Source organism: Pedococcus sp. P1_H8, from assembly GCF_056405175.1.
The window spans coordinates 384,896-411,859 of record NZ_JBFUCP010000003.1; the positions used below are offsets into that span (position 1 = coordinate 384,896).

General features: G+C 71.0%; 22 protein-coding genes and 1 tRNA gene. 13 read left to right on the forward strand and 10 right to left on the reverse strand.

Going from position 1 to position 26,964, the window contains the following annotated elements; genetic code table 11:
• Positions 1–3 precede the first annotated feature (3 nt).
• Positions 4–504: an FHA domain-containing protein FhaB/FipA gene (locus tag AC1DYG_RS05315; RefSeq protein ID WP_477638839.1), complete on the reverse strand. Its 501-nt coding sequence runs from the start codon at positions 502–504 to the stop codon at positions 4–6.
• A gap of 9 nt (positions 505–513) precedes the next feature.
• Positions 514–1,362 (reverse strand): FhaA domain-containing protein, encoded by an 849-nt coding sequence (locus AC1DYG_RS05320; RefSeq protein WP_477638840.1) that lies wholly within the window; start codon positions 1,360–1,362, stop codon positions 514–516.
• Positions 1,363–1,557: 195 nt separating this feature from the next.
• Here AC1DYG_RS05320 and AC1DYG_RS05325 point away from each other — a divergent pair.
• Positions 1,558–1,640, forward strand: a tRNA-Leu gene (locus tag AC1DYG_RS05325).
• A gap of 140 nt (positions 1,641–1,780) precedes the next feature.
• Entirely contained in the window at positions 1,781–2,458 is a 678-nt protein-coding gene (locus AC1DYG_RS05330) for an NADPH-dependent F420 reductase (RefSeq protein ID WP_477638841.1), read from the forward strand.
• A 9-nt stretch (positions 2,459–2,467) separates the two neighbouring features.
• On the opposite strand, the gene AC1DYG_RS05335 is transcribed toward AC1DYG_RS05330, so the two are convergent.
• Positions 2,468–3,112: an RNA polymerase sigma factor gene (locus AC1DYG_RS05335; RefSeq protein ID WP_477638842.1), complete on the reverse strand. Its 645-nt coding sequence runs from the start codon at positions 3,110–3,112 to the stop codon at positions 2,468–2,470.
• 427 nt (positions 3,113–3,539) lie between these two features.
• On the opposite strand from AC1DYG_RS05335, the gene AC1DYG_RS05340 reads away from it, so the two are divergent.
• On the forward strand, positions 3,540–5,111 hold the full coding sequence (locus AC1DYG_RS05340) for a LuxR C-terminal-related transcriptional regulator (RefSeq protein WP_477638844.1): 1,572 nt from the start codon (positions 3,540–3,542) through the stop codon (positions 5,109–5,111).
• A 52-nt stretch (positions 5,112–5,163) separates the two neighbouring features.
• Here the strand turns inward: AC1DYG_RS05340 and AC1DYG_RS05345 are convergent, their stop codons facing one another.
• Positions 5,164–5,715, reverse strand: a complete 552-nt coding sequence (locus AC1DYG_RS05345; protein WP_477638845.1) for a dihydrofolate reductase family protein — start codon at positions 5,713–5,715, stop codon at positions 5,164–5,166.
• Positions 5,716–5,946: 231 nt separating this feature from the next.
• Here AC1DYG_RS05345 and AC1DYG_RS05350 point away from each other — a divergent pair, with 231 nt between their 5' ends.
• The 3 genes from AC1DYG_RS05350 (at position 5,947) to AC1DYG_RS05360 (ending at position 8,538) form a co-directional block, all read left to right on the forward strand.
• On the forward strand, positions 5,947–6,879 hold the full coding sequence (locus AC1DYG_RS05350) for a lysophospholipase (RefSeq protein ID WP_477638846.1): 933 nt from the start codon (positions 5,947–5,949) through the stop codon (positions 6,877–6,879).
• Between the two features lie 98 nt (positions 6,880–6,977).
• Complete coding sequence (locus AC1DYG_RS05355; RefSeq protein ID WP_477638847.1) at positions 6,978–7,391, forward strand: YciI family protein; 414 nt, start codon at positions 6,978–6,980, stop codon at positions 7,389–7,391.
• 7 nt (positions 7,392–7,398) lie between these two features.
• Entirely contained in the window at positions 7,399–8,538 is a 1,140-nt protein-coding gene (locus AC1DYG_RS05360; protein WP_477638848.1) for an RNA polymerase sigma factor, read from the forward strand.
• 26 nt (positions 8,539–8,564) lie between these two features.
• Here the strand turns inward: AC1DYG_RS05360 and AC1DYG_RS05365 are convergent, their stop codons facing one another.
• A complete protein-coding gene (locus AC1DYG_RS05365; protein WP_477638849.1) occupies positions 8,565–9,221 on the reverse strand; it encodes an RNA polymerase sigma factor in 657 nt (218 codons plus the stop codon).
• Positions 9,222–9,435: 214 nt separating this feature from the next.
• Between AC1DYG_RS05365 and AC1DYG_RS05370 the strand changes: the two genes are divergently transcribed.
• Positions 9,436–11,541 carry an NAD(+) synthase gene (locus tag AC1DYG_RS05370; protein ID WP_477638850.1) on the forward strand — a complete coding sequence of 702 codons (2,106 nt, stop codon included), beginning with the start codon at positions 9,436–9,438 and terminating at the stop codon, positions 11,539–11,541.
• Positions 11,542–11,598: 57 nt separating this feature from the next.
• The gene (locus AC1DYG_RS05375; RefSeq protein ID WP_477638851.1) at positions 11,599–11,970 is read left to right on the forward strand and encodes an MmcQ/YjbR family DNA-binding protein; all 372 of its coding nucleotides are present in this window, start codon (positions 11,599–11,601) and stop codon (positions 11,968–11,970) included.
• Between the two features lie 24 nt (positions 11,971–11,994).
• Here AC1DYG_RS05375 and AC1DYG_RS05380 read toward each other — a convergent pair whose 3' ends face one another.
• Entirely contained in the window at positions 11,995–12,501 is a 507-nt protein-coding gene (locus AC1DYG_RS05380; protein WP_477638852.1) for a hypothetical protein, read from the reverse strand.
• Between the two features lie 314 nt (positions 12,502–12,815).
• On the opposite strand from AC1DYG_RS05380, the gene AC1DYG_RS05385 reads away from it, so the two are divergent.
• Complete coding sequence (locus tag AC1DYG_RS05385) at positions 12,816–13,553, forward strand: hypothetical protein (RefSeq protein WP_477638853.1); 738 nt, start codon at positions 12,816–12,818, stop codon at positions 13,551–13,553.
• Between the two features lie 174 nt (positions 13,554–13,727).
• On the forward strand, positions 13,728–17,111 hold the full coding sequence (locus tag AC1DYG_RS05390; protein WP_477638854.1) for a BTAD domain-containing putative transcriptional regulator: 3,384 nt from the start codon (positions 13,728–13,730) through the stop codon (positions 17,109–17,111).
• A 16-nt stretch (positions 17,112–17,127) separates the two neighbouring features.
• On the opposite strand, the gene AC1DYG_RS05395 is transcribed toward AC1DYG_RS05390, so the two are convergent.
• From AC1DYG_RS05395 to soxR, 4 genes are all read right to left on the reverse strand, one after another.
• Positions 17,128–17,847 (reverse strand): hemerythrin domain-containing protein, encoded by a 720-nt coding sequence (locus tag AC1DYG_RS05395; RefSeq protein WP_477638855.1) that lies wholly within the window; start codon positions 17,845–17,847, stop codon positions 17,128–17,130.
• Positions 17,848–17,889: 42 nt separating this feature from the next.
• Entirely contained in the window at positions 17,890–20,199 is a 2,310-nt protein-coding gene (locus tag AC1DYG_RS05400) for an MMPL family transporter (RefSeq protein ID WP_477638856.1), read from the reverse strand.
• A gap of 185 nt (positions 20,200–20,384) precedes the next feature.
• Complete coding sequence (locus AC1DYG_RS05405; protein WP_477638857.1) at positions 20,385–21,104, reverse strand: endonuclease/exonuclease/phosphatase family protein; 720 nt, start codon at positions 21,102–21,104, stop codon at positions 20,385–20,387.
• Between the two features lie 18 nt (positions 21,105–21,122).
• Positions 21,123–21,590 (reverse strand): redox-sensitive transcriptional activator SoxR, encoded by a 468-nt coding sequence (soxR, locus tag AC1DYG_RS05410; protein ID WP_477638858.1) that lies wholly within the window; start codon positions 21,588–21,590, stop codon positions 21,123–21,125.
• A 94-nt stretch (positions 21,591–21,684) separates the two neighbouring features.
• Between soxR and AC1DYG_RS05415 the strand changes: the two genes are divergently transcribed.
• From AC1DYG_RS05415 to AC1DYG_RS05425, 3 genes are all read left to right on the forward strand, one after another.
• Positions 21,685–22,401, forward strand: a complete 717-nt coding sequence (locus AC1DYG_RS05415) for an SDR family NAD(P)-dependent oxidoreductase (protein WP_477638859.1) — start codon at positions 21,685–21,687, stop codon at positions 22,399–22,401.
• Positions 22,398–23,483 (forward strand): S-adenosylmethionine:tRNA ribosyltransferase-isomerase, encoded by a 1,086-nt coding sequence (locus AC1DYG_RS05420; protein ID WP_477638860.1) that lies wholly within the window; start codon positions 22,398–22,400, stop codon positions 23,481–23,483. Before AC1DYG_RS05415 ends, AC1DYG_RS05420 begins: the two co-directional genes overlap by 4 nt.
• Positions 23,484–23,657: 174 nt before the next feature.
• On the forward strand, positions 23,658–26,964 hold a 3,307-nt coding region (locus AC1DYG_RS05425), incomplete at its 3' end, for a DUF7507 domain-containing protein (protein ID WP_477638861.1).

The window sequence follows — 26,964 nt, forward strand, 5'->3', positions numbered from 1 at the left end:
TACCTAACGCCGCAGCTCGATGACGGTCTTGCCGATCCGCAGCGTGCTTCCTGCTTCGACCCGGACAGGGCCGGTCAGTCGTTCCGTGCCGACGAAGGTGCCGTTGGTGGAGCCGAGGTCCTCCACGAACCAGGCGTTGTCGCGGTGGAAGATCCGCGCGTGCCGGCCGCTGGCGAAGTCGTCGTCGAGGATCAGGGCGCACTCGGGGTTGCGACCGATGATGGTGCCGGCCTGGCGCAGGGGAAGGCTCGTGCCGGTGAGCGGACCCTGGGTGACCACAAGGGAGTGCGGCACGCTCGAATGTGGTTGGCGCTTGGGTGGTTTCGCGGGCGATGCCGATCGGGAGTCGGGCTGCCGTGACGCCGTCGCGGGCTTGCGTGGCGTGCGACTGACCACGCGGGTGCCGTAGATGTCGCCCCGGAGCACACCGACGACGCTGAAGACGAAGATCCACAGGAGGACGAGCAGCCCGAGGCGGATGATCGTGAGGGTGAGTTCACTCATGCGTGGCGTTCACCGCCGCCCGGCGCGGTAGATGACGGAGGTGCGCCCCACCGTGATCCGGTCCCCGTCGGACAGGCGCTGACTGGTGATGCGTTCGCTGTTGACGAAGGTGCCGTTGGTCGACCCCATGTCGCGGATGCTCGCGACGAGATGCGGCCCGTCGTTGGTCACGCGAATCTCGCTGTGCCGCCTGGAGATTCCCGGGTCGTCGAGGATGATGTCGGCGCTGTCGTCGCGGCCGAGCACCGTCATGGCGCCCATCAGTGGGTAACGCTCGCCGTCGACGTCCAGCCACGGGCGATCGGCCGGGTTGACCCGGCGCGGCTGGGCGGGCGGTGCGACCGGTGCCTGCATCTGGGTCGCCTCCAACCCGTCGTCCTCGGTATGCCGCGGGCGTGGGGCCGGCGCGGGCGCGGGCGGTGCGGCGGGGCTGGGAGCCGGCGTCGCGGCATACCCCTCCTCGCCTCGCTTGGGGGCGGCTCCGGGCCGCCGGGCCGTGGAGGTGCGGAGGCGGAAGACCCCGGTCTCGAGGTCGTTGGCGCTCGCGAAGTTCACCTGCAGGGGACCGCCGGGCTGGTAGCGCTGGGACTCGGCGTGCTCCTGGGCGGCGGCGATCAGCTCGTTCTCGAGCTCCTCGTCGTAGCCACCGAGCCGCTCGTAGTCGGTGTCGGACAGCTCCACGGTGAACAGGTTGGGCACGATGGTCCGGCCCTGGCCGAGCACCGCAGCGCGGTCGTCCATCGCGCGACGGATCGCGGAGGCGATCTCCACCGGCTGGACCTCGGACTTGAAGGCACGGGCGAAGGCACCGTTGACGGCGCGTTCGAGGCGTTGCTCGACCCGGTCGAACAGACCCACTGTCCGCACCTCCTCACCTGTTGCCCTGCGCTGGGGTTGTCACATGTCGACCCGATCGTAACGGGCTGGTCTGGGCGCACTCGTCATGCGCGCCGCGCCGAACCGTGCAGACGGCCCGACGGGATGCGTCGTCGGAGGTGTGATGGGCCAGTTTGGCGAACGCGGGGGGCGTACGCCACAATTGGCCGTTCCCACGCGCGAGTGGCGGAACGGCAGACGCGCTGCGTTCAGGTCGCAGTGTCCGAAAGGGCGTGGGGGTTCAAATCCCCCCTCGCGCACACAACGAAGAAGGACCCCCAATGCCTTATCGGGGGTCCTTCTTCGTTGTGGTCAGGCACGGTAGATTTGGGAGGAGCCGGAGCGAAGCGGAGGCGACGGCGTCCCCCCTCGCGCACGTGAGCGTGCCTACTATCTCCGCATGGACATTGCAGTTCTCGGCACCGGCACGGTCGGCCAGGCGATCGCCGGCCGACTCGACGAGCTCGGCCACTCCGTGGCCGTCGGCACCCGCGACCCGGAGGCGACCGCCGCCCGGGTCGATGCCGACCAGATGGGCAATCCGCCCTTCACCACCTGGCGCAGCGCGCACCCCGGAGTCGAGCTGACGACCTTCGCCGCCGCCGCGGCCGGGGCCACCCTGGTCGTCAACGCCTCCTCGGGGACCGTCGCCCTCGACGTCCTGGGGCTGGCCGGAGCCGACAACCTCGCGGGCAAGGTGCTGCTCGACATCTCCAACCCGCTCGACTTCTCCGCAGGCTTTCCGCCCACGCTGTTCGTCAAGGACACCGACTCCCTGGCCGAGCAGATCCAGCGGGCTCACCCCGGGGCGAAGGTCGTCAAGGCACTCAACACGCTGACTGCCGCGCTGATGGTCGACCCGGGGTCTCTCGGCCAGTCCAGCACCGTCTTCGTGTCCGGTGACGATGCGCAGGCCAAGGCCGAGGTCGTCGAGCTGCTGGAGTCCTTCGGCCACGACGACGTCATCGACCTCGGCGCGCTGGAGACCGCCCGTGGCGCCGAGATGCTGCTGCCTCTATGGCTTCGTGTCATGGGCGCACTGGGCACCGGGCAGTTCAACTTCAAGGTCGTCCGCTGACCGGAGTCCCTACGAAGCGGCCGGTTGTTCCTGGCAGGCTCGGTAGGCCTTGAGGAGGCCACCGCGCGCGCGGAAGTTCAGCGCGGCTGCGGAGTTGGGGTTCAGGCCCATCTTCGCTGCGGCCACCTTCAGGGGTTCACCGAGCACCGCGGTCCGCCAGAGGATCTCCCGCCACCGGGGCGGCAGCGTCGCCAGGGCGTCGACCATCACGACGTGCTCCACGAAGGCGTCCGCCGCGTCGGGCTCCGCGTTGTCCAGCACGTCCGGGTCATCGACGAGGAACTCCCGGGATTTCTTGCGGATGCTGTCGACGTAGAGGTTGCGCATCGTCGCATTCAGGTAGGCCCGGAAGGCGCGCTGCGGACCGGCCCCCTGGAGGATGGCCACGAGGACCTTGGTGAAGCCCTCGGAGACCAGGTCCTCGGCCACACCGTCCCCCGCGATCCCCCTCGCCGCCCGGAGCGCCGCAGCGTGGTGGCGGATGTACAGCGCTTCGGTGGCGGCGGAGTCGCCGGCCCTGATCGCGTGGATCAGCGCTGCGTCGGCCTCCTCTCCGGCCGCGTGACGGTCGGCGGGATCGTGCTGCTCCTCGGCGTCGGTCGGGCGCGTGGTCCCGAGCGGTTCCTCGTCGAGCGGTCGCAATGCAGCTGACATCGTGTACTCCTCATCAAGGGGCGGGAGCCGCCGGTTGCTGACACCGACTCGGCGGGGCTAAGTTCTCGATTGGTTGTTGAGCGTCTGCAGGGGTGGCGGGCCGGTACGCAAGCCGACGGCATACCGACCCCGGACCCGGAAGGGGAGGACGGGTGAGGCGACCAACTCAGGGGGGCCGTGGTCACGGCACCCGTCTCCGGGGTGTCGACCCGACCCTTCGAGGGACGTCGGCTTCGGCCGGTCAACACGTTGTGCTGTCTCTGTCGAGTTGTGGGCCGAACGCTGTGGCGCGGACGGACAACTCCAGAGTGGCCACCGAGATCTCCGCACACACGGGGGGAACTACCTGTCTTGGTGTGCCGGCGGTGCGGGCCGCCCAGGGCACCTGGACGGGTGGGGAGACAACTCGACGCAGGGGGATGAGGAGATGCCGGACCAGAAGTCGGTAGCCACGCGCGCGCCATCGGAGGAGATGGTGGGGTCGTGGCGGCAGCTGATGACCGTCTGCGCACGGTCGATGGACGTGAAGCTGGGGCTCGTGACCCGCTGCACGGATGACGGTGGGATCGAGATGACCGCGCCCAGTCTCGACCAGGAGTACTACGAACCCGGCGAGCGGCTGAGTCTCGAACCAGGCCTGCTGTGTGAGTACGTCATCACCAACCAGGCCGAGCTCGTGGTGGCCGACAGCCGCAGCGAGGCCGAGTGGGTGGAGAACCCTGATGCCCGACTCGGGTTGCTGGCCTACCTGGGATTCCCCGTGTACTGGCCGGACGGTGAGGTCTTCGGGACCATCTGTGTCCTCAACGACTCGCCTCGCGACTTCAGCCCGGCGGATCGTCGACTGCTGCTGTCGGCCCGCGAGGCCATCCACGACTCCCTGGGCGTGGCCACCTCGACCGGGTCAGTGCAGGTCGCCGACCAGGACGGCGCCGCGATTCGGGAGCCGATCGGTTCGTGGGACTACGAACCCGCGAACGGGCGACTCAGGCTGTCGCCCTCCATCCTTCGCCACTACGGTTTGGCCGCCGCAGGGAGCTGGTCCATCGAGCAGTGGTTGCAGGGCTTCCCCGAGGAGCAGCGCTCAGCCCTGCGCGACGGGATCGCCGCCATTGCCGAAGGGCGGGCGCAAACCTTGAGCGTCGCCGTCGTCGTGCCTGTGCCTGACGGGAACGTCCTGGTCAGGATCACGGCCCGGGGCCTCCACGATGATGCGCACCAGGTGGTCTCCATCGTGGGGAGCCACTCGGTGCTGCCCGACTCCGCCGCGTCAGCCCCGGGCGTCCTCGACCCGTTCTTCTCGCGCGACCCGATGACGGGCCTGCCCACGAGAGCCGAGCTGGAGGACCGGGTCCAGCGAAGCCTCGAGTGGCACGGACGGCAGGCTCAGGGGGCCGAGGTGGTGATGGCGGTCGTCGAGGTGACCAACGTCGGGATGATCGTCCACCTGGACGGCATCCAGGCGGCCGACACGGTGATGGTGGGGCTCGCTGACCGGTTGCGGGGGTCAGATCGCTTCGTGGCGACCCTCGGGTTCGGGTACTTCGCGGTGCTGGTCCGTGGCCAAGGCACGACGGTTGAGCGCCTGGCAGGGGCCTTGCGCGGGGAGGTGGGCTCGATTCCATCGGCTGGCTCGGTCACGCCCGCCATCTCGATCGCCACCGTCGACGTGGTCGAGGTCGCCTCGGGGTCTCCCGGCCAGTTCCTCACCGACGTCACCCGGGGACGGCACGAGGCCGACCCGACAGCCCCCGACGACGACCGCCGCATCGCCCTCGCCCTGACCGAGCGCCAGAAGGAGATCGCGATCCTCGTCGCGCGGGGCCTGTCGAACCGGGAGATCGCGGACGTCCTCGTGATCACCGTGCGCACGGTGGAAGGACACCTGGACGGAATCCGCGACAAGCTCGGCCTGACCAGTCGGACCCAGCTGGTGGGCTTGGTCCTCACTCGGCCGGAGGTGGTGGCCGGAGCCCAGTTCCGCGGCCCCAGCCGGTAGCTCAGTTCCGCGGCCCCAGCCGGTAGCTCAGTCCTGCGGCCGCAACGGGAGCTCAGTCCGCAGGTCGCAGGCGATAGGTCAGGACCGCGTTGCCGACCGCGGTGACCTGGCTCGTGACCAGCTCGAGACGGGTGACCGGCACCGACTCGTCGAACAGTCGCCGTCCCACCCCAGCCACGGGGTGGGTGGTCAGCGTCAGCTCGTCGATGACCCCCGCCAGGAACAGCGAACGGATGGTGTCGATGCCGCCCACGACCGAGATGTCACCGCCCTCGGACTCCTTGAGCGCCTCGACGTGGGCGGCCGGGTCGCCATCGATGACCGTGCTGTTCCAGCCGAGGTCACCCGATCGCGTCGTGGACACCACGTGCTTGCGGACGGGGTTGATGAACTGCGCGAACGGGTCGTCGGCGCCCGCGGACTGCCAGTACTGCGACCACTCGTCCCACAGCTTGCGGCCGATGACGACGTCCGTGACGCCGCCGATGGCCGAGCCCATCATCTCCATCTCCTCGGGCCCGAAGCGGTCGAACTGCCACTGGTCCGGGGACTCCACGACGCCGTTGACGGAGTTGAACAGGTGGGCCGAGACTTTTCTGGTCATGGTCGAAGCCTTTCGCACGAAGGTGGTTTCGTCGATACAGACCATGCCACCGCGCAGAACTCATCGCGCCGCAGAACGCGCGACGCGCCACGTGGGGAGCGCCACAGAATGCGCAAGGCGCCGCCCGGCGGCGCGGCCCGTGGCTATTGTCAGCGCAGCGACCACCACCCCCACGCAGCGACGCAGTTCGCTGTCCCAGCACAGCGATTTCCAGCGAAAGAGCGAGGCCTGATGCAGTCGAACACCCTCACCCTGGCCACATCCGACGGCACGCAGCTGCACGTCAACCGGTGGCTGCCCGACGCCCCACCGAAGGCCGTGGTCCAGGTCGCGCACGGCATGGCCGAGCACTCGGACCGTTACGCGCGGTTCGGTGAGCGGCTCACGGCGGCTGGGTATGCCGTGTACGCGAGCGACCATCGCGGCCACGGCTCCACGGCGCGCACTGCCCAGGATGCGGGCTACTTCGCCGACGACCACGGGTGGGACACCGTGGTGGATGACCTGCACCTGGTCACCGAGCACGCGCGCGCGGAGAACCCGGGGCTTGCGTTCTTCCTCTTCGGCCACAGCATGGGCTCGTTCCTCAGCCGTTCCTTCGTGACCCGGTTCGGCGCGGAGCTCGACGGGCTGGTGCTGTCCGGCACGGCCGGCGACCCCGGCGCCCTCGGCAAGGTCGGACTCGCGCTCGCGTCCGCCCAGGCGCGGCTGCGCGGCCGCCACCACCCCAGCGGCCTGATGGACCAGCTCACGTTCGGCCAGTACGGCGCGGCCTTCAAGCCGAACCGCACCAAGTTCGACTGGCTCTCCCGCGACGAGGCGGAGGTCGACAAGTACGTCGCCGACGAGCGTTGCGGCAACGTGTTCACGACCGGCTTCTTCGTCGACCTGCTCCGCGGGCTCGCCTCGGTCAACTCGGACTCGGTCGTGGCCCGCGTGCCCAAGGAACTGCCCATCCACCTCGTCTCCGGATCGCTCGACCCCGTCGGCGCCAAGGGCAAGGGCGTCCAGCAGGTCGCCGACCAGTACCGCCGAGTGGGCGTCCAGGACGTCAGCGTGAAGCTGTGGCCCGACGCGCGCCACGAGGTCCTGAACGAGACCAACCGCGACGAGGTGATGGACGAGGTGGTCGGCTGGCTCGACGCCCACCTCCCAACGGCGTGACCAGAAAAGTCGTGCGCGACCATGTCGAGAACGGGCCCACGGCTCCGTCCTGGGGGTGATGGCGGCCAGAATGGCCGACACGGACGAAGGAGACGACGATGGCCAAGTACCTGCTGCTCAAGCACTACCGAGGCGGTCCGGAACGCAGTCCCCAGGGCTGCATCCCCATGGACCAGTGGACTCCTCAGGAGATCTCGGACCACATCGGGTTCATGCACCACGTCGCCGACACCCTCCGCGAGCGGGGCGAGTTCGTCGAGGGCGAAGGGCTCTCACCCGACGGTGCGTTCGTGCGGTACGACGGCGAGGGCAAGCCGCTGGTGACCGACGGCCCGTTCGCCGAGACCAAGGACCTGATCGCCGGCTGGATGGTGATCGACGTCGACTCGGTCGAGCGCGCGCACGAGGCGGCGGCGTTCCTCTCGTCGGCCCCGGGCCCTGGTGGCATCCCGCTCAACGAGTGGATCGAGGTCCGGGCGTTCATGTCCGAGCCGCCAGTCATCACCAAGTGACGCACCCGTGAGCGACCTCGACGAGCTCCTCAAGCACGTCGCACCGCAGGTGCTCGGCATCCTCGTCCGCCGCGGCGCAGACTTCGCGGCGGCCGAGGATGCCGTGCAGGAGGCTCTCGTCGAAGCCTTCCGGCGCTGGCCGTCCGAGCGCCCCGACGACCCCAGGGCGTGGCTCGTCACGGTGGCCTCGCGCAAGTACGTCGACGCGGTGCGCTCGGAGGCGGCGCGGCGCCGGCGCGAGGAGCGGTTCCACGACGAGCCCGCGCCGGGTGCCACCGAACAGGCCGACGACACGCTGCTCCTGCTGTTCCTCTCCTGCCACCCCGCGCTCTCCCCGACGTCCGCGGTGGCGCTGACCCTGCGGGCCGTCGGCGGACTGACCACGCGCCAGATCGCGCAGGCCTACCTCGTCCCCGAGGCGACCATGGCGCAGCGGATCAGCCGGGCCAAGCGCACCGTCTCGGGTGAGCGGCTGACCCAGCCGGGCGACCTCGCGGTGGTCCTGCGCGTCCTCTACCTCGTCTTCAACGAGGGCTACACGGGCGAGGTCGACCTGGCAGCGGAAGCGATTCGGCTGACCCGTCAGCTTGCGGCCAGCTCGGAGGAGCCCGAGGTGGCCGGCCTGCTGGCGCTGATGATGCTGCACCACGCCCGCCGAGCGTCCCGGCGCACCGAGGACGGCGAGCTCGTGACGCTGGCTGACCAGGACCGGTCCCGATGGGACACGACCGCGATCGCCGACGGTGTGCGGATCCTCCAGAACGCCTTGTCCCGCGACCAGCTCGGTGAGTACCAGGTGCAGGCCGCCATCGCGGCGCTGCACGCCGACGCCCCCTCCGCGGCGGAGACCGACTGGACGCAGATCCTGGAGTGGTACGACGAGCTCATTCGGCTCACCGACAGTCCGGTCGTCGCGCTCAACCGCGCCGTCGCCGTCGGTGAGGTCGACGGGCCCCTGGCTGGCCTGCGAGCCCTGGCCGACGTGGACGCAACCGTCCCCCGTCACGTCGCCGTCGCGGCATACCTGCACGAGAAGGCGGGCGACCTCGAGCAGGCACGCGAGTTGTATGCCGTGGCCGCCAGGGCGGCGACCAGCGCCGCGGAGCGCGACCACCTCACCCGTCAGGCGGCGAAGCTGCGCGCCTGACCGTCTCGGAGGACACGCCGCCACCCTCACCTGGCCTCGGACACCTGGCCTCGGAGCGCGCTCGGGTGGGTCGCGTGGCTCAGGTTCGTGGCGTGGATCCGCCGACGGGGTGGGGTCCGGTCGCCCGTCGCCTCGGTGAAGGCGTCGGCGAACCCGCGCCTGGCCCGGTAGCGCAGGGCCCGGACGGCCGTGGCGCTGATCCCGAGCTGCTGCGCCACCTCGTCCCCGCTGAGTCCGTCGAGGAAGGTCAGGACCAGGACCTCTCGCCAGCGCGGCTGGAGTCCGCCCAGCACGGCGTCGATAACCTCTGCGGACTCGCGGGCCAAGAGCTCCTCGAGCGCGCTCCGGTGCGACTGGGCCCGACGTTCGAGCTCGATCGGCTCGGTGGTCGTCGGAGATGCCGGGTGCAGGCCGCGTCGGCGGTGGGCGAAGGCGGCGTTCCTGGCGGCGACGCCCAGGTAGGCCGCGACGTTCTCCGAGGGACCAGCGCCCTGCCGCAGGGCCAGCAGCATCCCCATGAAGGCCTCCGACGCGAGGTCCTCGGCCGAGTGGGCGTGGCTGGCGTAGCGGCCGGCGCGGCGCACCGTCGTCTCGAAGTGGCGGCGGTACAGCTCCCCCACCGCGAAGCTGTCGCCATCGCGCGCCAACGAAGCCAGCACGTGGTCGCCGAGGTCAGTGGTCACGACAGACATCCCGTCGATCCCCGGAGCCGGGCGAACGGCGGGCGGCGTGCTGAGGGGTGCGGGTGCCGCCCGCCGTTCGTGGCGACCGTCCATCCCCCGATAGTTGGTCATACCCAGAGACGCCCGGCGTCCCGGAATCATGACGCGGCCCTGACCGGCACGAGGTCGCACCCTTCGCCAGTCCCGTGACCAACGGCTCTGACAGACTCGGACCATGGACCACGGGGCTTCATCGTCGGACTTCGCGTCTGCCTACCGCCACGGCTTCGCCCGCGTCGCGGCCTGCACCCTCCCTGTCTCCGCGGGCGACCCCGCCCGCAACGCCGAGGCCGTTGTCGAGCAGGTGCGACTGCGGCACGCGGAGGGCGTCGCCGTGGCCCTCTTCCCCGAGCTGAGCCTGTCCGGGTACGCCATCGACGACCTCCTTCTCCAGGACGTCCTCCTCGACGAGGTCGACCGAGCCGTGGTCACCCTCGCGGTCGCTACCCGGACCCTCCTTCCCGTCGTCGTCGTGGGCGCGCCGCTGCGCCACGGCAACCGGTTGTTCAACTGTGCCGTCGTCATCCACCGCGGGGAGGTCCTGGGCGTCGTCCCGAAGTCCAACCTCCCCAACTACCGCGAGTTCTACGAGAAGCGGCACTTCGCCTCCGGCGACGACACCCGCAGCGACTGGTTCCATGCGCCGCACTGGCCCGGCGCCGACGAGGAGGGTGACCTCCCGTTCGGCCCGGACCTCATCTTCGAGGCCGACGACGTCCCCGGACTCGCCGTCCACGTCGAGATCTGCGAGGACATGTGGGTCCCGGTCCCCCCGAGCGCCAAGGCCGCGCTGGCCGGAGCCACCGTCCTGCTCAACCTGTCCGCCTCCCCCATCACCGTCGGTCGCGCCGAGGACCGCCACCTCCTCGCGCGGTCGGCCAGCACCCGCTGCAACGCCGCCTACCTGTATGCCGCGGCGTCGGCCGGGGAGTCCACGACCGACCTGTCGTGGGACGGCATGACGATGGTCTACGAGCTGGGCGACCTGCTCGGCGAGAGCGAGCGCTTCCCGGACGGTGCCCGCGCCACCGTCGTCGACGTCGACCTCGATCGGTTGCGGCAGGAACGCATCCGGCAGGGTTCCTTCGACGACAACCGCCGCGCCGAGCGGATCGACGCCAGCGACGGCGCGGACTTCCGCACGCTCGGCTTCGCGCTCAAGCCGCCGGCCGGTGACCTCGGGCTGCGGCGCAAGGTCGACAGGTTCCCCTTCGTGCCCGACGACGAGGACCGCCTGGCGCTCGACTGTTACGAGGCCTACAACATCCAGGTGTCCGGGCTCGAGCAGCGGCTGCGGGCGATCGCGACCGACACCTGGCAGCCCAAGATCGTCATCGGGGTGAGCGGCGGACTCGACTCCACCCATGCCCTCATCGTCGCGGCCAAGGCCATGGACCGGCTGGGGCGGCCCCGCACCGACATCATCGGCTTCACGATGCCGGGCTTCGCCACGAGCGAGGGCACCAAGAGCAATGCCGTGCACCTCATGGACTCCCTCGGCATCACGTGGGAGGAGCTCGACATCAAGCCGGCCGCGACCCAGATGCTCAAGGACCTCGGCCACCCGTTCGGGCGCGGCGAGGAGGTCTACGACGTGACCTTCGAGAACGTCCAGGCGGGGCTGCGCACCGACTACCTCTTCCGCGCCGCCAACCAGCGCGGCGGCATCGTCCTCGGCACGGGCGACCTGTCCGAGCTCGCGCTGGGGTGGTGCACCTACGGCGTCGGTGACCAGATGTCGCACTACGGCGTCAACAGCGGTGTCCCGAAGACGTTGATGCAGCACCTCATCCGATGGGTGGTCAGCAGCGGCCAGTTCGAGGGCGCGGTCAACAACACGCTCACCGAGATCCTCGACCAGGAGATCAGCCCCGAGCTGGTGCCGGCCAAGGCGGGCGAGAAGATCCAGTCCACCGAGGACTCCGTCGGGCCCTACGCGCTGCAGGACTTCACGCTGTTCCACGTGCTCCGTCGCGGTTACCGCCCGAGCAAGATCGCCTTCCTGGCGCTCCATGCGTGGTCCGACGCGGAGTCCGGCGAGTGGCCCGTGGGGTACCCCGAGAACCGCCGCACGGCATACGACCTCGCCACGATCCGGCACTGGATGGAAGTCTTCGTGCAGCGGTTCTTCAGCAGCCAGTTCAAGCGCTCCGCGCTCCCCAACGGCCCGAAAGTCGTTGCGGGCGGCTCACTTTCGCCGCGCGGTGATTGGCGTATGCCGTCCGACGTCACCGCCCGCGCGTGGCTCGAGGAGCTGCGGGCGAACGTCCCGGAGAACTGACACCTTCTCCCACTCCTGCATGACTGCGCTGTCGGCGGCGAGTGCGACAGTGGTGGGGTGGCAGTCACCGTCGAGGACGTGCGCCGCATCGCGGCGCCGCTGCCCCGCGCCTACGAGGTGCTGGTCCGCGACCGGGTGAAGTGGCGGGTCGGGAGCATCGTGTGGCTGGCCTTCTCCCGCGACGAGACCGAGATGGGCTTCGCCTTCCCGCGCGAGGAGCGGACGGCGTTGGTGGAGTCCGAGCCGCAGACGTTCTTCCTGCCCGGGCAGGTCGACCTGCGCTACCAGTGGGTCGAGGCGTGGACGGCGGCCCTCGAGCTGGACCGGCTGCCCGAGATCGTGCTGGACGCCTGGGCGATGGTCGTGCCCAAGTCGGTCTCGGCCCCCTACCTCGCGGGCCTCGCTGCCGACCGACGACCTCAGACTTGACCGCTCCTCAGCGCTGACCGCTCCTCAGAGCTGACCGCTGATGATCCAGTCGCACGCAGTGTGGAGGGCGGCCCAGGGCTCGGTGCCTAGCGCGGTCGAGAACGACTCGCGGAGCTTGCCCTGCGGGTCGTAGAAGGTGGCGTTCCAGTCCTGGCCGCGACCGCTCACGGACAGGGAGGCCCGCCGGATCAGCGTGCACGAGGTCACCTCGACGGTCATGCCGCCGTGCGGGTGGACCTCCCGCCGCACACTGAAGGCGTGGCCGCTGATGATGTCGGTGCAGCGGGCCGCCTCGGACGCCCGGGACCTGGCCCGGTCGTAGGCCGCCTGGGTGGCGTTGTGGAACGACAGGGCCAGCGCCGATCGCGCCGGTGACACGCCGGCGACGCTGCAGGCCCGGGTGGCATCGCTCATCGCCGCCTCGCGCTCCATCCACGTCCTCGTCACGTCAGCGGCGAGCTGGTCGCGGGCCGTGGGCGAGGCGTTGGCGACGTACCATGCGTTGTCGAAGAGGCGCTCGATGACCGTCATTCGGGACTCCCTGCAAGAGCCAGCTGGTGGCGAGAAATGGTGCCGGGCCGCGGATTCGGTGACGCCTTCCCGGTAGGCCCAATCCTCCGGCCACTGGTACTACGACACATCCGGCAGCAAGGGGCTCCCCCTCTCCATCAGGAGTACGAGAACATCTGTGTGGATGCTGCGGTTTGGTTCCGACGACGACTGCGCGCTCCCGACCGGCACCAGACCGTCATCGCGCCAGGGAGGGGCTGGCGCCCCGAGCGTCCTCGGCGCATAGTGGAAATGGCGGCGTGGCGGGTGACCACGACCGTGCCCTGGGAGATGCGATGAGCCGCGAGACGACCCTGCCAGACCTGGTTCCCGTCCTGTCCGCCGGACGCCATCGCAACCCACGCAAGGGCGCCTGCTTCATGGAGATGGCCTCGTTCCTCGCGGGTGAGCGCTGGAGCGACCACCCGGCGTGCACCCACCCGTTGCTCGCCGCGCTGGCCCGGATGGTCAACGACTCGCTGGGAGACGCGGATCGCCCCAGGCTGGTCACCCTCATCCCCGACGTCGTCGGCCTCACCGGCACGGACCTCGATCTCGACCTGGTCATCGCGACACGGGCCGCGGCCGCAGCGCTCCCCGTGGCTCCGTCGAGCCGCCAGAACGTCCTCGCGGTGGGCCTGCTGACCGCTCAGCGGTTGGCGGCGACCCGGCCCACGGTGCGCGGCGACGTGGACGCCTGGTGCGCCAGCGCCTTCGCCTCAGCCCCCGACGCCCACGCCTGGGCGGAGCGCTATGCGCGCGTGGCCCTCGTCAGCGAGCGGACCTACCGTCGCCAGACCGCTCCACACACGGTCGCGTATGCCGTGGAGGGTCTCGCGGTTGCCTGCGTCGACGACGTCGCCGACCGGCTGGTCAGGCTGCTCGAGGACACGGTGGCCGACGTCGCGGGCCGAGTGCAGCGCCCCCGTCACGAGGTCGAGGTCACCCTCCCCCACACCCACACCCGGACCCACACCCGGACCCTCGCCGGACCCTCGCCTGACCCTCGCCTGACCTCGCCTGACCCCGCCTGACCCCGCCCCCTGACGCGCCGAGATCCCAGCTCTCGGGCCTCATCGGGGTGCGGAAGCCCGAGAGCTGGGATCTCGGCGGTCGCGGCATACCGGTCTGTCGGATGGTCGGCGGCGGCGCGCGTATCGCCTGAAAGCACGAGTGTGCACGCGGCGCTCGCGCGTACTCTCGGGCGAATGAGAGTGGGTGTCCTCGGCGCCGTGCAGGCCCATCTCGGCGACGAGCCGATCGACCTCGGCACGCGCAAGCAGCGCGCCCTCGTCGCCGCGCTCGCCATGAACCACGGTCGCCCCGTGTCGGTGGACGCCCTCGTCGACATGCTGTGGGCGGACGGCGCGCCGCCCGGGGTGAGTGGCACCCTGCAGGCCTACATCGCGGGTCTGCGCCGGGCCCTCGAGCCAGGACGCGCGGCCCGGGCGCCGTCGACGGTCCTGGTCACCGTGGCGCCGGGCTATGCGCTGCGGGTGGGCGAGGACCACCTCGACGCGGCCGCGTTCGACCGGGCGGTGAGCCGGGCCCACCGTCGGATCGGCCAGCTCGCGCGACTGCACGACGCCAGCGGGCTCACGACCGAGGAGCTGACCTCGATCGTGAGCGACCTCGACAAGGCCCTCGCACTCTGGCGCGGCACCCCCTACCTCGAGCTCGAGGATGCGCCTTTCGCCGTGGCCGAGCGGGCCCGGCTGGAGGAGCTGCGCGTCGTCGCCCTGGAGGACCGGGCCGTGGCGGCCCTGGAGCTCGGACAGCACGCCACCGTCGCGGGCGAGCTCGAGGCGCTCACCACGGCATACCCGCTGCGTGAACGCCTCTGGGGGCTGCGTGCGCTGGCACTCACCCGAGCGGGCCGTCAGGCCGAGGCGCTCGACGCGCTGCGCGAGGTGCGCGAGGTGCTCGCCGAGGAGCTGGGGCTCGAACCGGGGCAGGAGCTGCGCGACCTGCAGGCGGCGGTGCTGCGGCAGGACCCCGCGCTGGACTGGCAGCCGGCGTCGCCTTCTGCGGCACCGACGTCCGGGACGCCTGTGGTGGGTAGCGGAGGCGCCGAGCCCGTCGCCGGCAGCGGGTCGCCGACCCGGATCCAGTCGTTCGTCCCGACGCTGCCGTCCTGGCCGCTCGTCGGACGGTCCGCCCAGCTGGCCGAGCTCGTCGGTGCGCTGGACCAGGCCCAGTCGGGCACGGTGGCCCTCGCTGCGCTGGTCGGGGAGCCGGGTATCGGCAAGAGCCGCCTGGCTGGCGAGCTGGCCCGGGTCGCCGTCGAACGCGGTGCGACCGTGCTGCTCGGACGCTGCTCGCAGGACGACGGGGCGCCTCCGCTGTGGCCCTGGCAGCAGGTGCTGCGCGGACTCGGGCGCGAGCTGCCGCAGACGCCCGAGCAGGACGAGGACGGTGGTGGCCGGTTCCGCACGTGGGAGGCCATCGCCGGCGCGGTGGCCGAGGCCGCCATCGGTCGCACCATCGTCGTCCTGCTCGACGACCTGCACTGGGCCGACGTCGCGTCGCTGCGCGTGCTGCGGCTGCTCGGCGAGACGGTGCAGGACGGGCTGCTGCTCGTCCTGGGCACCTGGCGCAGCCGCCCCGAGCCCGCCGACGCACTCCTCGACGCGGTGGAGATGTTCGCCCGTCGGCACGCGGTGCGGATCGACCTGCACGGGCTGACGGCGGGTGAGGCCTCGCGCGTCGTCGAGGCCGTGAGCGAGTCCACGCCTTCCGCCGCGGAGGCCGCGTCGCTGCGCGAACGGACCGACGGCAACCCGTTCTTCCTCGTGGAGTACGCCCGGCTCGCCCGCGAGGGGGGCGACCTGTCGGGCCTGCTTGCCGAAGCCGACCCCCCGGCCGCGGTGCACGACGTGCTCGCGCGACGGCTCAAACGGCTGCCCGAGGAGAGTGTGTCGGCCCTGCGGTGGGCGGCGCTGGTCGGCCGGCAGTTCGACCTCGCCACCCTCGCCGCGGTCTCACGTCTCGAGGAGGACGACCTGCTCGACCAGCTCGACCCCGCCCTCGATGCCGGGCTGGTTCGCGAGGACGGCATCGACCGCTTCCTGTTCGGTCACGCGCTGGTGCGGGACACGATCTACGCAGCCATCCCCGCCACCCGTCGAGCTAGAGCCCACGCCCGCGTGGCGGAGTCGCTGGCCGGCAGGTCCGGCCGAGAGACCGAGGTGGCGCGACACTGGCTGGCGGCCGGCCCTTCCCACGCCTCGCGGGCGTGGCTCGCGGCCGTCGGCGCCGCGGCCCTGGCTCGGCGGCTGCACGCCTACGAGGAGTCCGCCGACCTGCTCCGGTCGGCGTTGGACACCCTGCCGCAGGACCCCGACTCCACGGCACGCGAGCGGTACGACGTGCTGATGGACCTCGCCGACGCCCAGCGCTGGTCGGGCGACTGGGAGGGACTGGTGGCCACGGCGGAGGAGGTCATCGGCGTCGCGGACGAGCTTGCGGACGTCGAGCTCCTCGGGCGATCCGCCACCGTCACCTCCGTGGGGGCCCTGTGGCAGTCGGGGCCGCACGGCACCGTCAACGCGGTGGTTGTCGAGGCGTTGCGACGCGCGCTGGCGGGACTGCCTCCCGCCGATGGCGGTCTGCGCTGCCGGGTGATGCTGGGCCTGGCCCTCGAGATCTACTACGGCTCGACCTTCGAGGAGCGGATGGCCCTGGTCGAGGAGGGTCTAGCGATGGCCCGGCGGATCGGCGACGACGACCTGCTGCTCGATGCGTGCCAGCTCGCCTTCGTCGCCCTGTGGCGGCCCTCCACGGCACCGTTGCGCCGGGACCTGGTCACCGAGGGGATGGAGCTGGCGCACCGACTCGGCAACGAACGCGCCTACGTCGTCACCACGACGCTCCGGGCTGTCGTCGCCGGAGAGCTCGGCCTGGTCGAGGAGATGTGGGAGCACGCGGTGGTGGCGCGCGACTGGGCGCAGCGGCTTCGGCTCCCCTACGGACTCATCGTGCTGGACAGCCTGGAGCTGCCCTGGCTGGCGATGGCGGGGCGGTTCGACGAGTGCGTCCAGCGGATGGACGACATCGTCCGGCTGGACCAGGAGATGACGCTGTCGCAGACCGAGGACGCCACCGCCGGTGCCCTCATGTCGCTGCGGCTCTGGCAGGGCCGATCGCTCGAGGTGGCGCCGGTGCTGGAGCAGCTCGCCGAACACAGCGTGCTGCCGGTGACGTCCACGATGCTCGTCTTCTGGCTGCGGGCCGGCGAGCTGGACCGCGCCCGGGCGCATGCCACGACCCACGCCGTGTGCGTCGACGACGACGACTGGTTCTCGATGCTCAACTGGTGCGCCGCGGCCGAGGCATCGCTCGGCCTGGACGACCACGCGATGGCGTCGGCCGCCTACGACCGGCTGGCGCACTTCGCCGGCTACTCGTGCAGCGCCGGCTCGGGCAACGCCATGGGCCCGGTGGACGCCTACCTCGCCCATGCGGCGGCGGCCGTCGGCGAGGCGGAGCTCGCCGCCAGGCATGCCGATCGCGCACTCGAGCTGTGCGAGGAATGGCAGATCCCGCTGGCCGCGCAGTGGTTGCGCGACCMGCGGGATCGCTACTCCTTCTGACGCCCAGACCTGCGGGCTAGTCGAGGTACCGGAAGGCCAGGGCCTCGCGGCGCCCGAAGCCCCGGCGGGTCAACAGCCACAGGATGTGGTTGGGCCGACCGGCCTTGGCGAACACCTGACGGCGCAGCGGCCCGGGGACGCCGTGCGCGGCCCAGGGCACCAGCGTGAGGACCTTCGCGAACGTCACCCCGGCCCGGAAGTGGGTCTCCTCGAGCTGCTCCCACTCCTCCTGGGTGAGCACGCGCTGGATGATCTCGATGGCCTCGGTCTCTTCGTGCTGCAGGTGACGCCCCAGGCTCTCCCGCGCCGCGCACAGCCGCACGGCCAGGGCAGCCCGGGCGTCCTCGTCGGCGTGGCGGGCGAGCCGCTCGAAGCCGGACTCGCACGCCGTCAGGATCGGGTCGATCTCTGCGTGCTCCGCCTCCATGGCCTCCAGCACGTGGCGGTCCGCCTCGTCGGCGCGCTCGAGAAGGGCCGGCCAGAGACCCGCGTCCTCCCCCGCGTGGTGGTGGTGCAGCACCTCGGCGAACAGCCCCCAGCGCGCGGCCAGCGCCCGCCAGCTGGCCCGCGCCTCCGCCGGGGTGGCGGCGGCCGCGGACGCGAAGGCTGCCAGGTCCCGACGGAACCCGTGGTGCATGACGTACATCATCGTCATGTCGACCGGGCCAGGGTGGGCGGCCGTCTGTCCGGGGAAGGTGAGCTGCTCCGGCCAGGTGGGTGCAGTGGTGGTGGTCATGATGGGTTTCCTTTCAGGTCAACGGGTTTCGGTCGGTCGCGGTCAGCGGCTGGTGACGGTTTCGAGCTCGTCGTCCCACAGGTCCTCGTCCGAGGGGGCCGCGTCCCGAGTGGGGTTCGCCCCCAGGGGCACGGGCAGGTATGCCGGGTCGCCCGGTGTGGTGCCGCGGGTCGCCGCCGCCGCCGTGGTCGCCGCCGTGGTCGTGGTGGCCAGCTCGGGGACGAGGTCGTCGTCGGTCACCTCTGCGCGCAGGTGGGGCAGGACGCGGTCGAGCCACCGCGGCACCCACCAGTTCCAGTCGCCCAGCAGCGACATGGTGGCCGGGACCAGGACCATCCGGACGACCGTCGCGTCGAGCAGGATCGCTGCTGCCATGCCGATGCCGAGCTGCTTGACCACGACGTCCACCTCGCTGGCGAAGCCGAGGAAGACCGCGACCATGATGGCCGCCGCACTGGAGATCACTCGCCCGGTGGCGGACAGCCCCCGCACAACGCTGCCGTGCGAGTCGCCCGTGCGTGCCCAGTCCTCGCGGATCCGGGACAGGAGGAACACCTCGTAGTCCATCGACAGGCCGAAGAGGATGGCGAACATCAGGATCGGCACCCAGCTCGACACGGCCATGTGGTGGTCGAGGCCGAGCAGGTCGGTGGCCCATCCCCACTGGAAGACGGCCGTCAGGACGCCATAGGCGGCACCGATGCTCAGCAGGTTCATGACGGCCGCCTTCAGCGGGATCACGACCGAGCGGAAGACCAGGGCCAACAGCAGCACCGAGACGGCGACCACGAACGCGATGACGAGCCACAGGCGTCCGGCGAGCAGCTGCGCGATGTCGGCGAAGAATGCCGTGCCCCCCGTCAGCTCCGCCCCAGCAGGAAGCTGCGCGCGGATGCTGCGCACGAGCGCACCGGTGCGCTCGTCGGTCGGACCGAAGGCCGGGACGGCGTCGAAGACGGTGATGGCCGAGTCGGGCGACGTGATCGCAGGAGTGACGGCGACGATGTCGGCGCGCTCCTCGAGGGCTCGGGTCAGGGAGGCCACAGCGGCGTCCCCCAGCGTGGAGCGGTCGACCACGACGGTGAGCGGTCCGTTGCTTCCGGGGCCGAACTCGGCACTGACCAGGTCGTAGGCCCGGCGGGTCGTGAGCTCGGTGGACTGGCTGCTCGGGTCCTGGGGCCAGGTGCGCATGTCGAGGGCCGGCACAGCCAGGGTGAGCATGACGATCGCGGCGGCCATCGCCCACAGCAGCGGACGCTTCGCGACCTTGACCGCCCACCGTGCCGTGAGCGGCATACGGGCGGGTCCGCGCTTGCCACCTGCGACGGCGCGACGACGGCGGGTGGCGCCCCCGCTGCGAACTGCGCGGGGCAGCAGCCGACGGCCGGCGAAGCGGCACAGCACCGGCACCAGGGTGAGTGAGGCGGCCATCACGCAGAGCACCGCGATACCGGTCGAGAACCCGAAGGAGCTGTAGACAGGCAGCCCGGCGAGCCGCAGGCCCATCAGCGAGACGAGCACCGTGCTGGCGGCGAAGACCACCGAGCGACCGGCCGTGGCGGCGGCCCGTCCGGCGGACTCGGTCACGCTGAAGCCCTGTGCGAGGTACTCGGCATGCCGCGTGACGAGCAGCAAGGCGTAGTCGATGCCGACGCCGAGCCCGACCATGGTCGCGACCATCGGGGCGGCGGTGCTGACGTCCGTGGCCGCGGCGAGCAGGGTGATGCCGGCGCTGCCGACGCCGAGTCCGACCAGGGCTGTGGCGATCGGCAGGCCGGCGCTGACCACGGACCCGAAGGCGAAGACGAGGATGACCAGGGCGGCGACGATGCCGATGATCTCGCCGCGACCCTCCATCGGGGCAGCCGCGCTCTCGGGCAGCTCTCCACCGAGCTCGACCTGCAGCCCGGCGGCACGCAGTGGTGCCACGGCGGCGTCCAGCGGCTCGAGGTTGCCCATGAGGTCGGGGTCGGTGACGGGCGCGTCGTAGCTGACGTTGACGACAGCCGTGTCACCGTCGGCCGAGCGCCGGGCCGGGAACACCTGCACGGCGTGCGGCATCTGCTCCAGCCGGCTCGACAGTGCCGTCAGGGCGGCGTCGGTGGGTCGGCCGCCGGAGCGGTCGTGCACCACGATCCGGGAGGTGGTGTTGCCGGCTCCGGGGAGGTGGGCGCGCAGCTGGTCGATGCCGACCTGGGCGCGGGCTCCGGGGACGTTGTAGTCGTCCTGGGGCGTGCCGCCGAGGGTCGCGGCGAGTCCGGCGACCACGAGGGCGATGAGCACCCACGCGGAGAGGGTCCGCCAGGGGTGGGCAGCGGCGCCACGGCCGAGTCGGTAGAGCGAGCGGGTCATGGTGAGGCGTCCTTCGAGAGGTGCGGAGGTGAACTGGTCGGGACCAGCGTCGGCTCACCTGCTTGTGCACCACTTGGGACTGACTTGGGGTGCCGGCCCGGCCTGGCCCGCCGCCGAGATCCCAGCTCTCGGGCCTTCTCGGGGTTCGATCGCCCGAGAGGTGGGATCTCGGGCGATCTAGCAGGTCAGGTGAGGGTGACCTCCACCCGCAGGGCGTGGTGGTCCGACGCGTCCGAGCGCAGCACGCGCGCAGACAGCGTGCGCACGCCTCCGCCGGTCCAGACGTAGTCGATGCGACGTGGGGGCGGCTCGGCCTCGAAGGTGTGCCCGTCGCCGTCACCCGCGACGGTCCAGGCGTCCTCGAGCCGCCTCGCCAGCGCCAGGTATGCCGGTGAGCCGGGTGTGGTGTTGAGGTCGCCGAGGAGGACGGTCGGGCGTTCGTCGAGGGTGGCCACGATCTCCTCGGCCTGCCGGGTGCGCTCGGTCTCGCTGTCCCACTGCAGGTGGGTGCCGAGCACCCGGAGCTCCGTGCCGTCCATGAGGACGGTGGCCTCGAGGAGGCCGCGCTGCTCGCTGCCGGGGAAGCACGGAAGCAGGGTGCTGGTCACGGACTCCAACGGCGGGCGACTCAGCAGAGCCGTGCCGTACTGAGCTCGCGGTGCGCCGGGGTGAGGGGGCTCCTCGTCGAGGTTCGCGGCATACGCGAGGTGGAAGCCCAGCAGCTCGGCGAGCAGACCCGGCTGGTCCTCGAACCGGCTCTGCGCCCGGCGGTGACGGTCCACCTCCTGCAGCGCCACGATGTCGGCGCCACTCGCCGCGATGACGTCAGCGATCCGTGGCAGGTCCAGCACGCCGTCGAGACCGAGGCCGCTGTGGATGTTGTAGCTGAGCAGGGTGAGCGTCATGAGCAGGCTTCGCGAAACTCAGCGCGGAGGGCGCCGCAGGAGCGGCGGCAGGTAGGCGGCGCCCGGAGCGTCGGGGGTCGAGGCGGCGTAGTCGGCCGGGTTGGAGATGCCGCACTGCCGCAGCGAGAGGCAGCCGCACCCGATGCACGAGTCGAGCTTGTCGCGCAACGCCTCCAGCGCTGCGACCTGCTCGTCGAGCCGCGTCCTCCAGTGGGCCGAGATCCGGTGCCAGTCGGACTTCGTGGGCGTGCGGTTGGCAGGCAGGTTGGCCAGCTCCCGTCGGATCTCGTCGAGGGTCAGCCCGACGTTGCCCGCAGCCCGGATGAAGGCCAGCCGGCGCAGCACACTGCGGGCGTACCGGCGTTGGCCACCCGACGTGCGGGACGCCTCGATCAGCCCCTCGCGCTCGTAGTAACGCAGCGCGGAGGCCGCGAAACCACTGCGCTCGGCGACCTCGGACACGGTGAGCACATCGGTCGTGTCCACGTCCTCCCCTCCTTCTCGTGATCCGCGCTTGACTTCAAGTTCACTTTAACTTTGATGATGTCTCCATCGGACCAACAGCGCAACTGGAGGCACCATGCACACCGCCCTCATCACGGGAGGCTCGGCCGGGCTCGGCCTGGCCCTGACCAGGGACCTCGCGGCCGACGGGTGGCACGTCGTGGTCGACGGTCGGGACGCGACCCGGCTTCACCAGGCCGTCGGCTCACTGCCCGGCACCATCACCGAGGTGTCGGGGGACGTGACCGACCCGGCACACCGCCGGGCCCTCGCTGCCGTCGTGGCGGCGGCCGGCCGGCTGGATCTGTTGGTGCACAACGCGAGCACGCTCGGACCCACCCCGCTGCCGCCGCTGGCGGACGTCGACCCCGACGGCCTCGACGACGTCTGGCTCACCAACGTCGCAGCCCCTCTCGTCCTCACCCAGCTCGTCCTGCCGGCGCTGCGCGCCTCCGGTGGGGTGCTGGTCGGCATCTCCTCGGACGCGGCGGTGGAGCACTACGAGGGATGGGGCGCGTATGCCGCGTCGAAGGCTGCGCTGGACCACGTCACCCTGACGCTGGGCGTCGAGAACCCGGAGATCGCGGCCTACGCGATCGACCCGGGGGACATGCGTACCGCCATGCACCAGGCCGCGTTCCCCGGGGAGGACATCAGCGACCGCCCGCTGCCCGAAACCGTGGTGCCCGCCATCCGTGCCCTGCTTCGCCGGCGCCCGGTCAACGGCCGGTACCGCGCCGCCGACTTCGCCGTGGCCGCGACCACGTCCACCGCCCAGGAGGTCTGGACGTGACCCGCCTCTCCGTCGCGCCGCTCACCCGCTTCGACAGCCCTGACGACACCACCGCACCGGCGCCACCGGAGGAGCGCGGCCTCGCGCGCGATGAGGTGCGGATGCTCGTGGTGACCGATCAGGGAGTGGCGCACAAGCACTTCCGGGACCTGCCGGCATACCTCGCGCCTGGTGACCTGGTCGTGGTCAACAACTCGGCCACCCTCGCTGCGGAGTTCGACGCCCTGGCCGGCGGGCGCGGTCCGGTCGTCGTGCACGCGGCGACCAGGCTCGACGACGGCACCTGGGTGGTCGAGCTGCGGACCGCTCCCGACGCGTCCCGCGCCATCCTGGACGCCCGGGTCGGTGACGAGCTCGAGCTCCCGGCCGGCGGTCGGCTCACCCTACTGGCGCCCTATCCGCGCGCGGACTCCTCGCCCACGGGCAGCGGCAACCGGCTCTGGCGCGCCGCGATGAGCGGACCGCGCCCGCTCGAGCAGCACCTCGTGCGGTACGGAAGACCGATCGCGTACGGCTACCTGGACCGGAGCTACCCGCTCGCGGCCTACCAGACTGTCTTCGCCACGCGACCAGGCAGCGCCGAAATGCCGAGCGCCGCCAGGCCGTTCAGCCCAGACCTCGTGACCAGGTTGGTCGCGACCGGCATAGGAGTCGCCGCGGTCACGCTGCACACGGGGGTCTCGTCGCAGGAGGCCGGCGAGGCGCCGCAGCCAGAGTGGTTCGAGGTGACCTCCACGGTGGCCAGACTGGTCAACGCCACTCGCGCAGGCGGTGGCCGCGTCGTGGCGGTCGGCACCACCGTGACTCGCGCCCTCGAGTCGGCCGTGGACGACGCGAGCGGGGAGCTCGCGGCGAGGTCCGGGTGGACGACGCGCGTGGTCTCCCGCGACGACCCGCCGCGGGTCGTCAGCGGTCTGGTCACGGGGTGGCACGACCCGCAGGCCTCGCACCTGCTGCTCGTCGAAGCGGTGGCCGGGCGGGAGCTGACCCAGCGCGCCTACGACGAGGCGGCCAGGGGCGGCTATCTGTGGCACGAGTTCGGCGACTCGGCCCTGTTGCTCCCTGGCGCGGGCACGTCCTGAGCGACCCCGCCCGGACGCACCACACCTTCACGGCACCCAAACGCTCGTATGTGACTCACCTCATCTGCGCTCGATCCGTCACGCCAGCGCACCTGGCATCTCTTACCCGACGTGGGGAATACCAAGAACTCGTGGCTCGGGCTGAACACTCGCCTCAGCTGGTCCGTGGCATCGATGACGGTGCTTGTCCTGGTGCTCGGCTCCGTGGGAGCCGGCACCTTCTTTGCCGTGGGCGCCTCAGCGACCGTTCCGGGGAGCCCGGGGGTCACCCAGCCCGGGACGCCGATCTTCATCGAGGACTTCTCCGGCATGGATGCCAGCGGCGCCCCGATCCGCATCGCCGACTATGTCGGCGGCCCTGCGGCCAACGGCGAGACGTATTCCGCGGACCCGGCGTGGAGTCCGGGCGCCAGTGCCTGCAACGGCTGGGTCATGCGCCAGAGCTCGCCCCTGCCGGCGAACGGGGGTACTCCCGCCGTCACGAACAACGACCAGTGTGCGCGGAACACCGGTTGGACCTTGCTCGGCAACATGGCAGTGGCCATGGGGATGTACCAGGGGATGACCAACCCGGCCGAGAACCAGATCTTGAGCGAGTACACCAACAGCACCAGTGGGGCCCAGGTCGCCGGCCTACAGCTGCAGACGACCAACAACAACTCGATCCCCACGATCGCCGGGCACTACTACGCCGTCTCCGGGATCTTCGGCGAGGTCAACTGCGGCTCCAACAACATCCATGCGCTGGAGGAACTGGCGCTGGTCATCAACGGCACTCCGACCGTCGTCGGGAGCAACCTGGACCCGTGCACCGACCCCAGCAACCAGCTCGTGACGGTCAACGGCACCAACGTCAGAGTCGCCAAGCTGCAGTCCACTGCCTACCAGGTGCCCCTCACCGGCTCGACGCCCACTCTCGGCATCCGCGTGCGAAACCTGCAGGCGAATGGCGCCGGCAACGACGTGGGCTTCGACCTGCCCCAGATCGTGGATGTCACGCCACAGTTGGACAAGGTCTTCAGCCCCACCCTCATCGCTCCCGGTGGCACCTCGACCTTGACCATCACGGTCACCAACACCAGTGAGCTCGGCGCCAAGAACGACTGGATCCTCACCGACAACCTTCCGGCGGGTATGACCATCGCCTCGGCCCCCAGGCTCGGGGGCACCTGCAAGGACAACCCGGCCGTCGGCGATCCATACTCAGCGATCGCCGACCCAGGCTCGGGCTCCCTCGTGGTCACCGGTGGCGACCTCCCCACGGGGCAGGCCTCGTGCACCATCACCGTCGACGTGACCGCAACGTCCGAGGGCTCGTACACCAACGGACCACTCAACGTCACCAGCAACCTCAACCCGCCGGGCAGCACCACCCTGGTGGTCCGGGCCCCGAGGCTCACGCTCACCAAGGCCCTCGGGACCCCCCGCGCCGGAGCCACTGACCAGTTCACCGTCGCCATCCGCACGGGGTCCGCCGGGGGACCGGTGGTGAACTCCACCGCCAACTCCACCACCACTGGTGCTGGGTCGACGGTCACCGCTGGCACCGGCACCACTGGGATGTATGCCGCGACCGCGGACACCCCCTACTTCCTCACCGAGTCCAGCGCCAACCTCCCGGCTTACTCGACCACGATCACCTGCACGGACTCGGCGGGCCTCCAGACCGGACTGCCCAACGGGGCTGCCTTCAGCGGGTCCTTCCCCCTGACTCCCGTGGCTGGGGCGGTCATCAGCTGCACCCTGACCAACAACGCCATCCCCGCCCCCAACGTCAACATCTCCAAGACGGTGGGTGCGGTGACCGGGCCCGACGCCAACGGTCTCTACACCGTCAACTACGTCGTCACGGTGCGGAACACGGGGAACGCGACCGCCACCTACGGGCCGTTGACCGACACCCCCAACTTCGCGTCCAACCTGACGACCACGGCCGGGTCCTGGACCGGTGCCAGCTCAGGTACCTGGAACGGCACCGGCAGCATCGTCCTGCGCGGCGCCGGCACCACCCTCGCCGCCGGCGCGACCGACACCTACAACCTGTCGATCACGTTCAAGTACACCAACCAGACCCAGGCCACCAGCTGCACCGGTCCAGGCACCGGCTTGTACAACTCGGTCTCTCTGCCGGCCGGGCAGGAGCAGGGAACGACGGCCGACAACTCGGCCTGCACCACTCCGCCGTCGCCGCCGGCGCCGGCGCTGACCCTGAAGAAGACCGTTCAGGAGACCACCCTGACCGGCCCCGGGCAGGTGCTGCACTACACGTTCCTGGTGACCAACACCGGTGACGTGACGTTGAACCCGGTCACGGTCAGCGAGGTCTCGTTCAGCGGGACCGGGACCGCCCCGGCTGCTACGTGTCCGGCGTTGGCCGCCGGTGAGCTGGCCCCGGGCAACACCTTGACCTGTACCGCGACGTACCTGGTGACCCAGGCCGACTACGACGCGGGGGTGGTCAACAACACCGCGAAGGCGTCCGGGACCCCACCGACTGGTCCGCTGGTGGACTCCGGCCCGTCCTCGGCGCAGGTTCCCGGCGGCCCGACCGCCCCGGCCCTGACCCTGGTGAAGTCCGCGGCGATCAGCACCGATGCGAACAACGACGCCAAGGCCGGCGTCGGGGACAAGATCACCTTCTCCTTCAGCGTGAAGAACACCGGTGACGTGACCCTGACCGGGCTGAGCATCGCCGACACCCTGGTCGCGCCGGCGGGGCCGGCGGTCAGCGTGACCTGCCCGGTCACGACCCTGGCACCGGGCGCCACCGTGGTGTGCACCAGCTCGGCCTACACCGTCACCCAGGCCGACGTCGATTCCGGCGCGGTCCGCAACTCCGCGACCGCGTCCGGGACCCCGCCGACCGGTCCGCCGGTCACGAGCCCGCCCTCGGCCACGACCACCCCGACCCCGGCAGGGGCTTCGCTGAGTTTGGTGAAGTCGGTACAGGAGACCACCCTGACCGGCCCCGGGCAGGTTCTGCACTACTCGTTCGTGGTGACCAATACCGGCAACGTCACCCTCAATCCGATCTCCATCAGTGAGGTCACCTTCAGCGGGACCGGGATCGCCCCGGCTGCTACGTGTCCGGCATTGGCCGCCGGTGAGCTGGCTCCGGGCAAGGCCATCACGTGTACCGCGTCGTACACGGTGACCCAGGCCGACTACGACGTGGGGGTGGTCAACAACACTGCGAAGGCGTCGGGGACCCCGCCGACCGGTCCGGTGGTGGACTCGGGTCCGTCGTCGGCGCAGGTGCCTGGTGGTCCGACCGCTCCGGCGGTCACCCTGGTCAAGAGCGCCGCGATCAGCACGGACGCGAACAATGACGGCAAGGCCGGGGTCGGGGACAAGATCACGTTCTCGTTCAAGGTGACCAACGCCGGGGACGTGACCCTGCGCGGGGTCACGGTCGCGGACCAGCTGGTCGCGCCGGCCGGTCCCGCGGTCACGGTGACCTGCCCGCCTGGTGACGTGGCAC

What these genes read in the sequence shown, in the direction of transcription:
- AC1DYG_RS05405 (WP_477638857.1), bottom strand. Translation starts at nt 21,104, where the DNA reads ATGACGCTCACCCTGCTCAGCTACAACATCCACAGCGGCCTCGGTCTC.
- AC1DYG_RS05330 (WP_477638841.1), top strand. Translation starts at nt 1,781, where the DNA reads ATGGACATTGCAGTTCTCGGCACCGGCACGGTCGGCCAGGCGATCGCC.
- AC1DYG_RS05385 (WP_477638853.1), top strand. Translation starts at nt 12,816, where the DNA reads ATGAGCCGCGAGACGACCCTGCCAGACCTGGTTCCCGTCCTGTCCGCC.
- AC1DYG_RS05380 (WP_477638852.1), bottom strand. Translation starts at nt 12,501, where the DNA reads ATGACGGTCATCGAGCGCCTCTTCGACAACGCATGGTACGTCGCCAAC.
- AC1DYG_RS05335 (WP_477638842.1), bottom strand. Translation starts at nt 3,112, where the DNA reads ATGTCAGCTGCATTGCGACCGCTCGACGAGGAACCGCTCGGGACCACG.
- AC1DYG_RS05355 (WP_477638847.1), top strand. Translation starts at nt 6,978, where the DNA reads ATGGCCAAGTACCTGCTGCTCAAGCACTACCGAGGCGGTCCGGAACGC.
- AC1DYG_RS05345 (WP_477638845.1), bottom strand. Translation starts at nt 5,715, where the DNA reads ATGACCAGAAAAGTCTCGGCCCACCTGTTCAACTCCGTCAACGGCGTC.
- AC1DYG_RS05315 (WP_477638839.1), bottom strand. Translation starts at nt 504, where the DNA reads ATGAGTGAACTCACCCTCACGATCATCCGCCTCGGGCTGCTCGTCCTC.
- AC1DYG_RS05350 (WP_477638846.1), top strand. Translation starts at nt 5,947, where the DNA reads ATGCAGTCGAACACCCTCACCCTGGCCACATCCGACGGCACGCAGCTG.
- AC1DYG_RS05370 (WP_477638850.1), top strand. Translation starts at nt 9,436, where the DNA reads ATGGACCACGGGGCTTCATCGTCGGACTTCGCGTCTGCCTACCGCCAC.
- AC1DYG_RS05400 (WP_477638856.1), bottom strand. Translation starts at nt 20,199, where the DNA reads ATGACCCGCTCGCTCTACCGACTCGGCCGTGGCGCCGCTGCCCACCCC.
- AC1DYG_RS05340 (WP_477638844.1), top strand. Translation starts at nt 3,540, where the DNA reads ATGCCGGACCAGAAGTCGGTAGCCACGCGCGCGCCATCGGAGGAGATG.
- AC1DYG_RS05415 (WP_477638859.1), top strand. Translation starts at nt 21,685, where the DNA reads ATGCACACCGCCCTCATCACGGGAGGCTCGGCCGGGCTCGGCCTGGCC.
- AC1DYG_RS05395 (WP_477638855.1), bottom strand. Translation starts at nt 17,847, where the DNA reads ATGACCACCACCACTGCACCCACCTGGCCGGAGCAGCTCACCTTCCCC.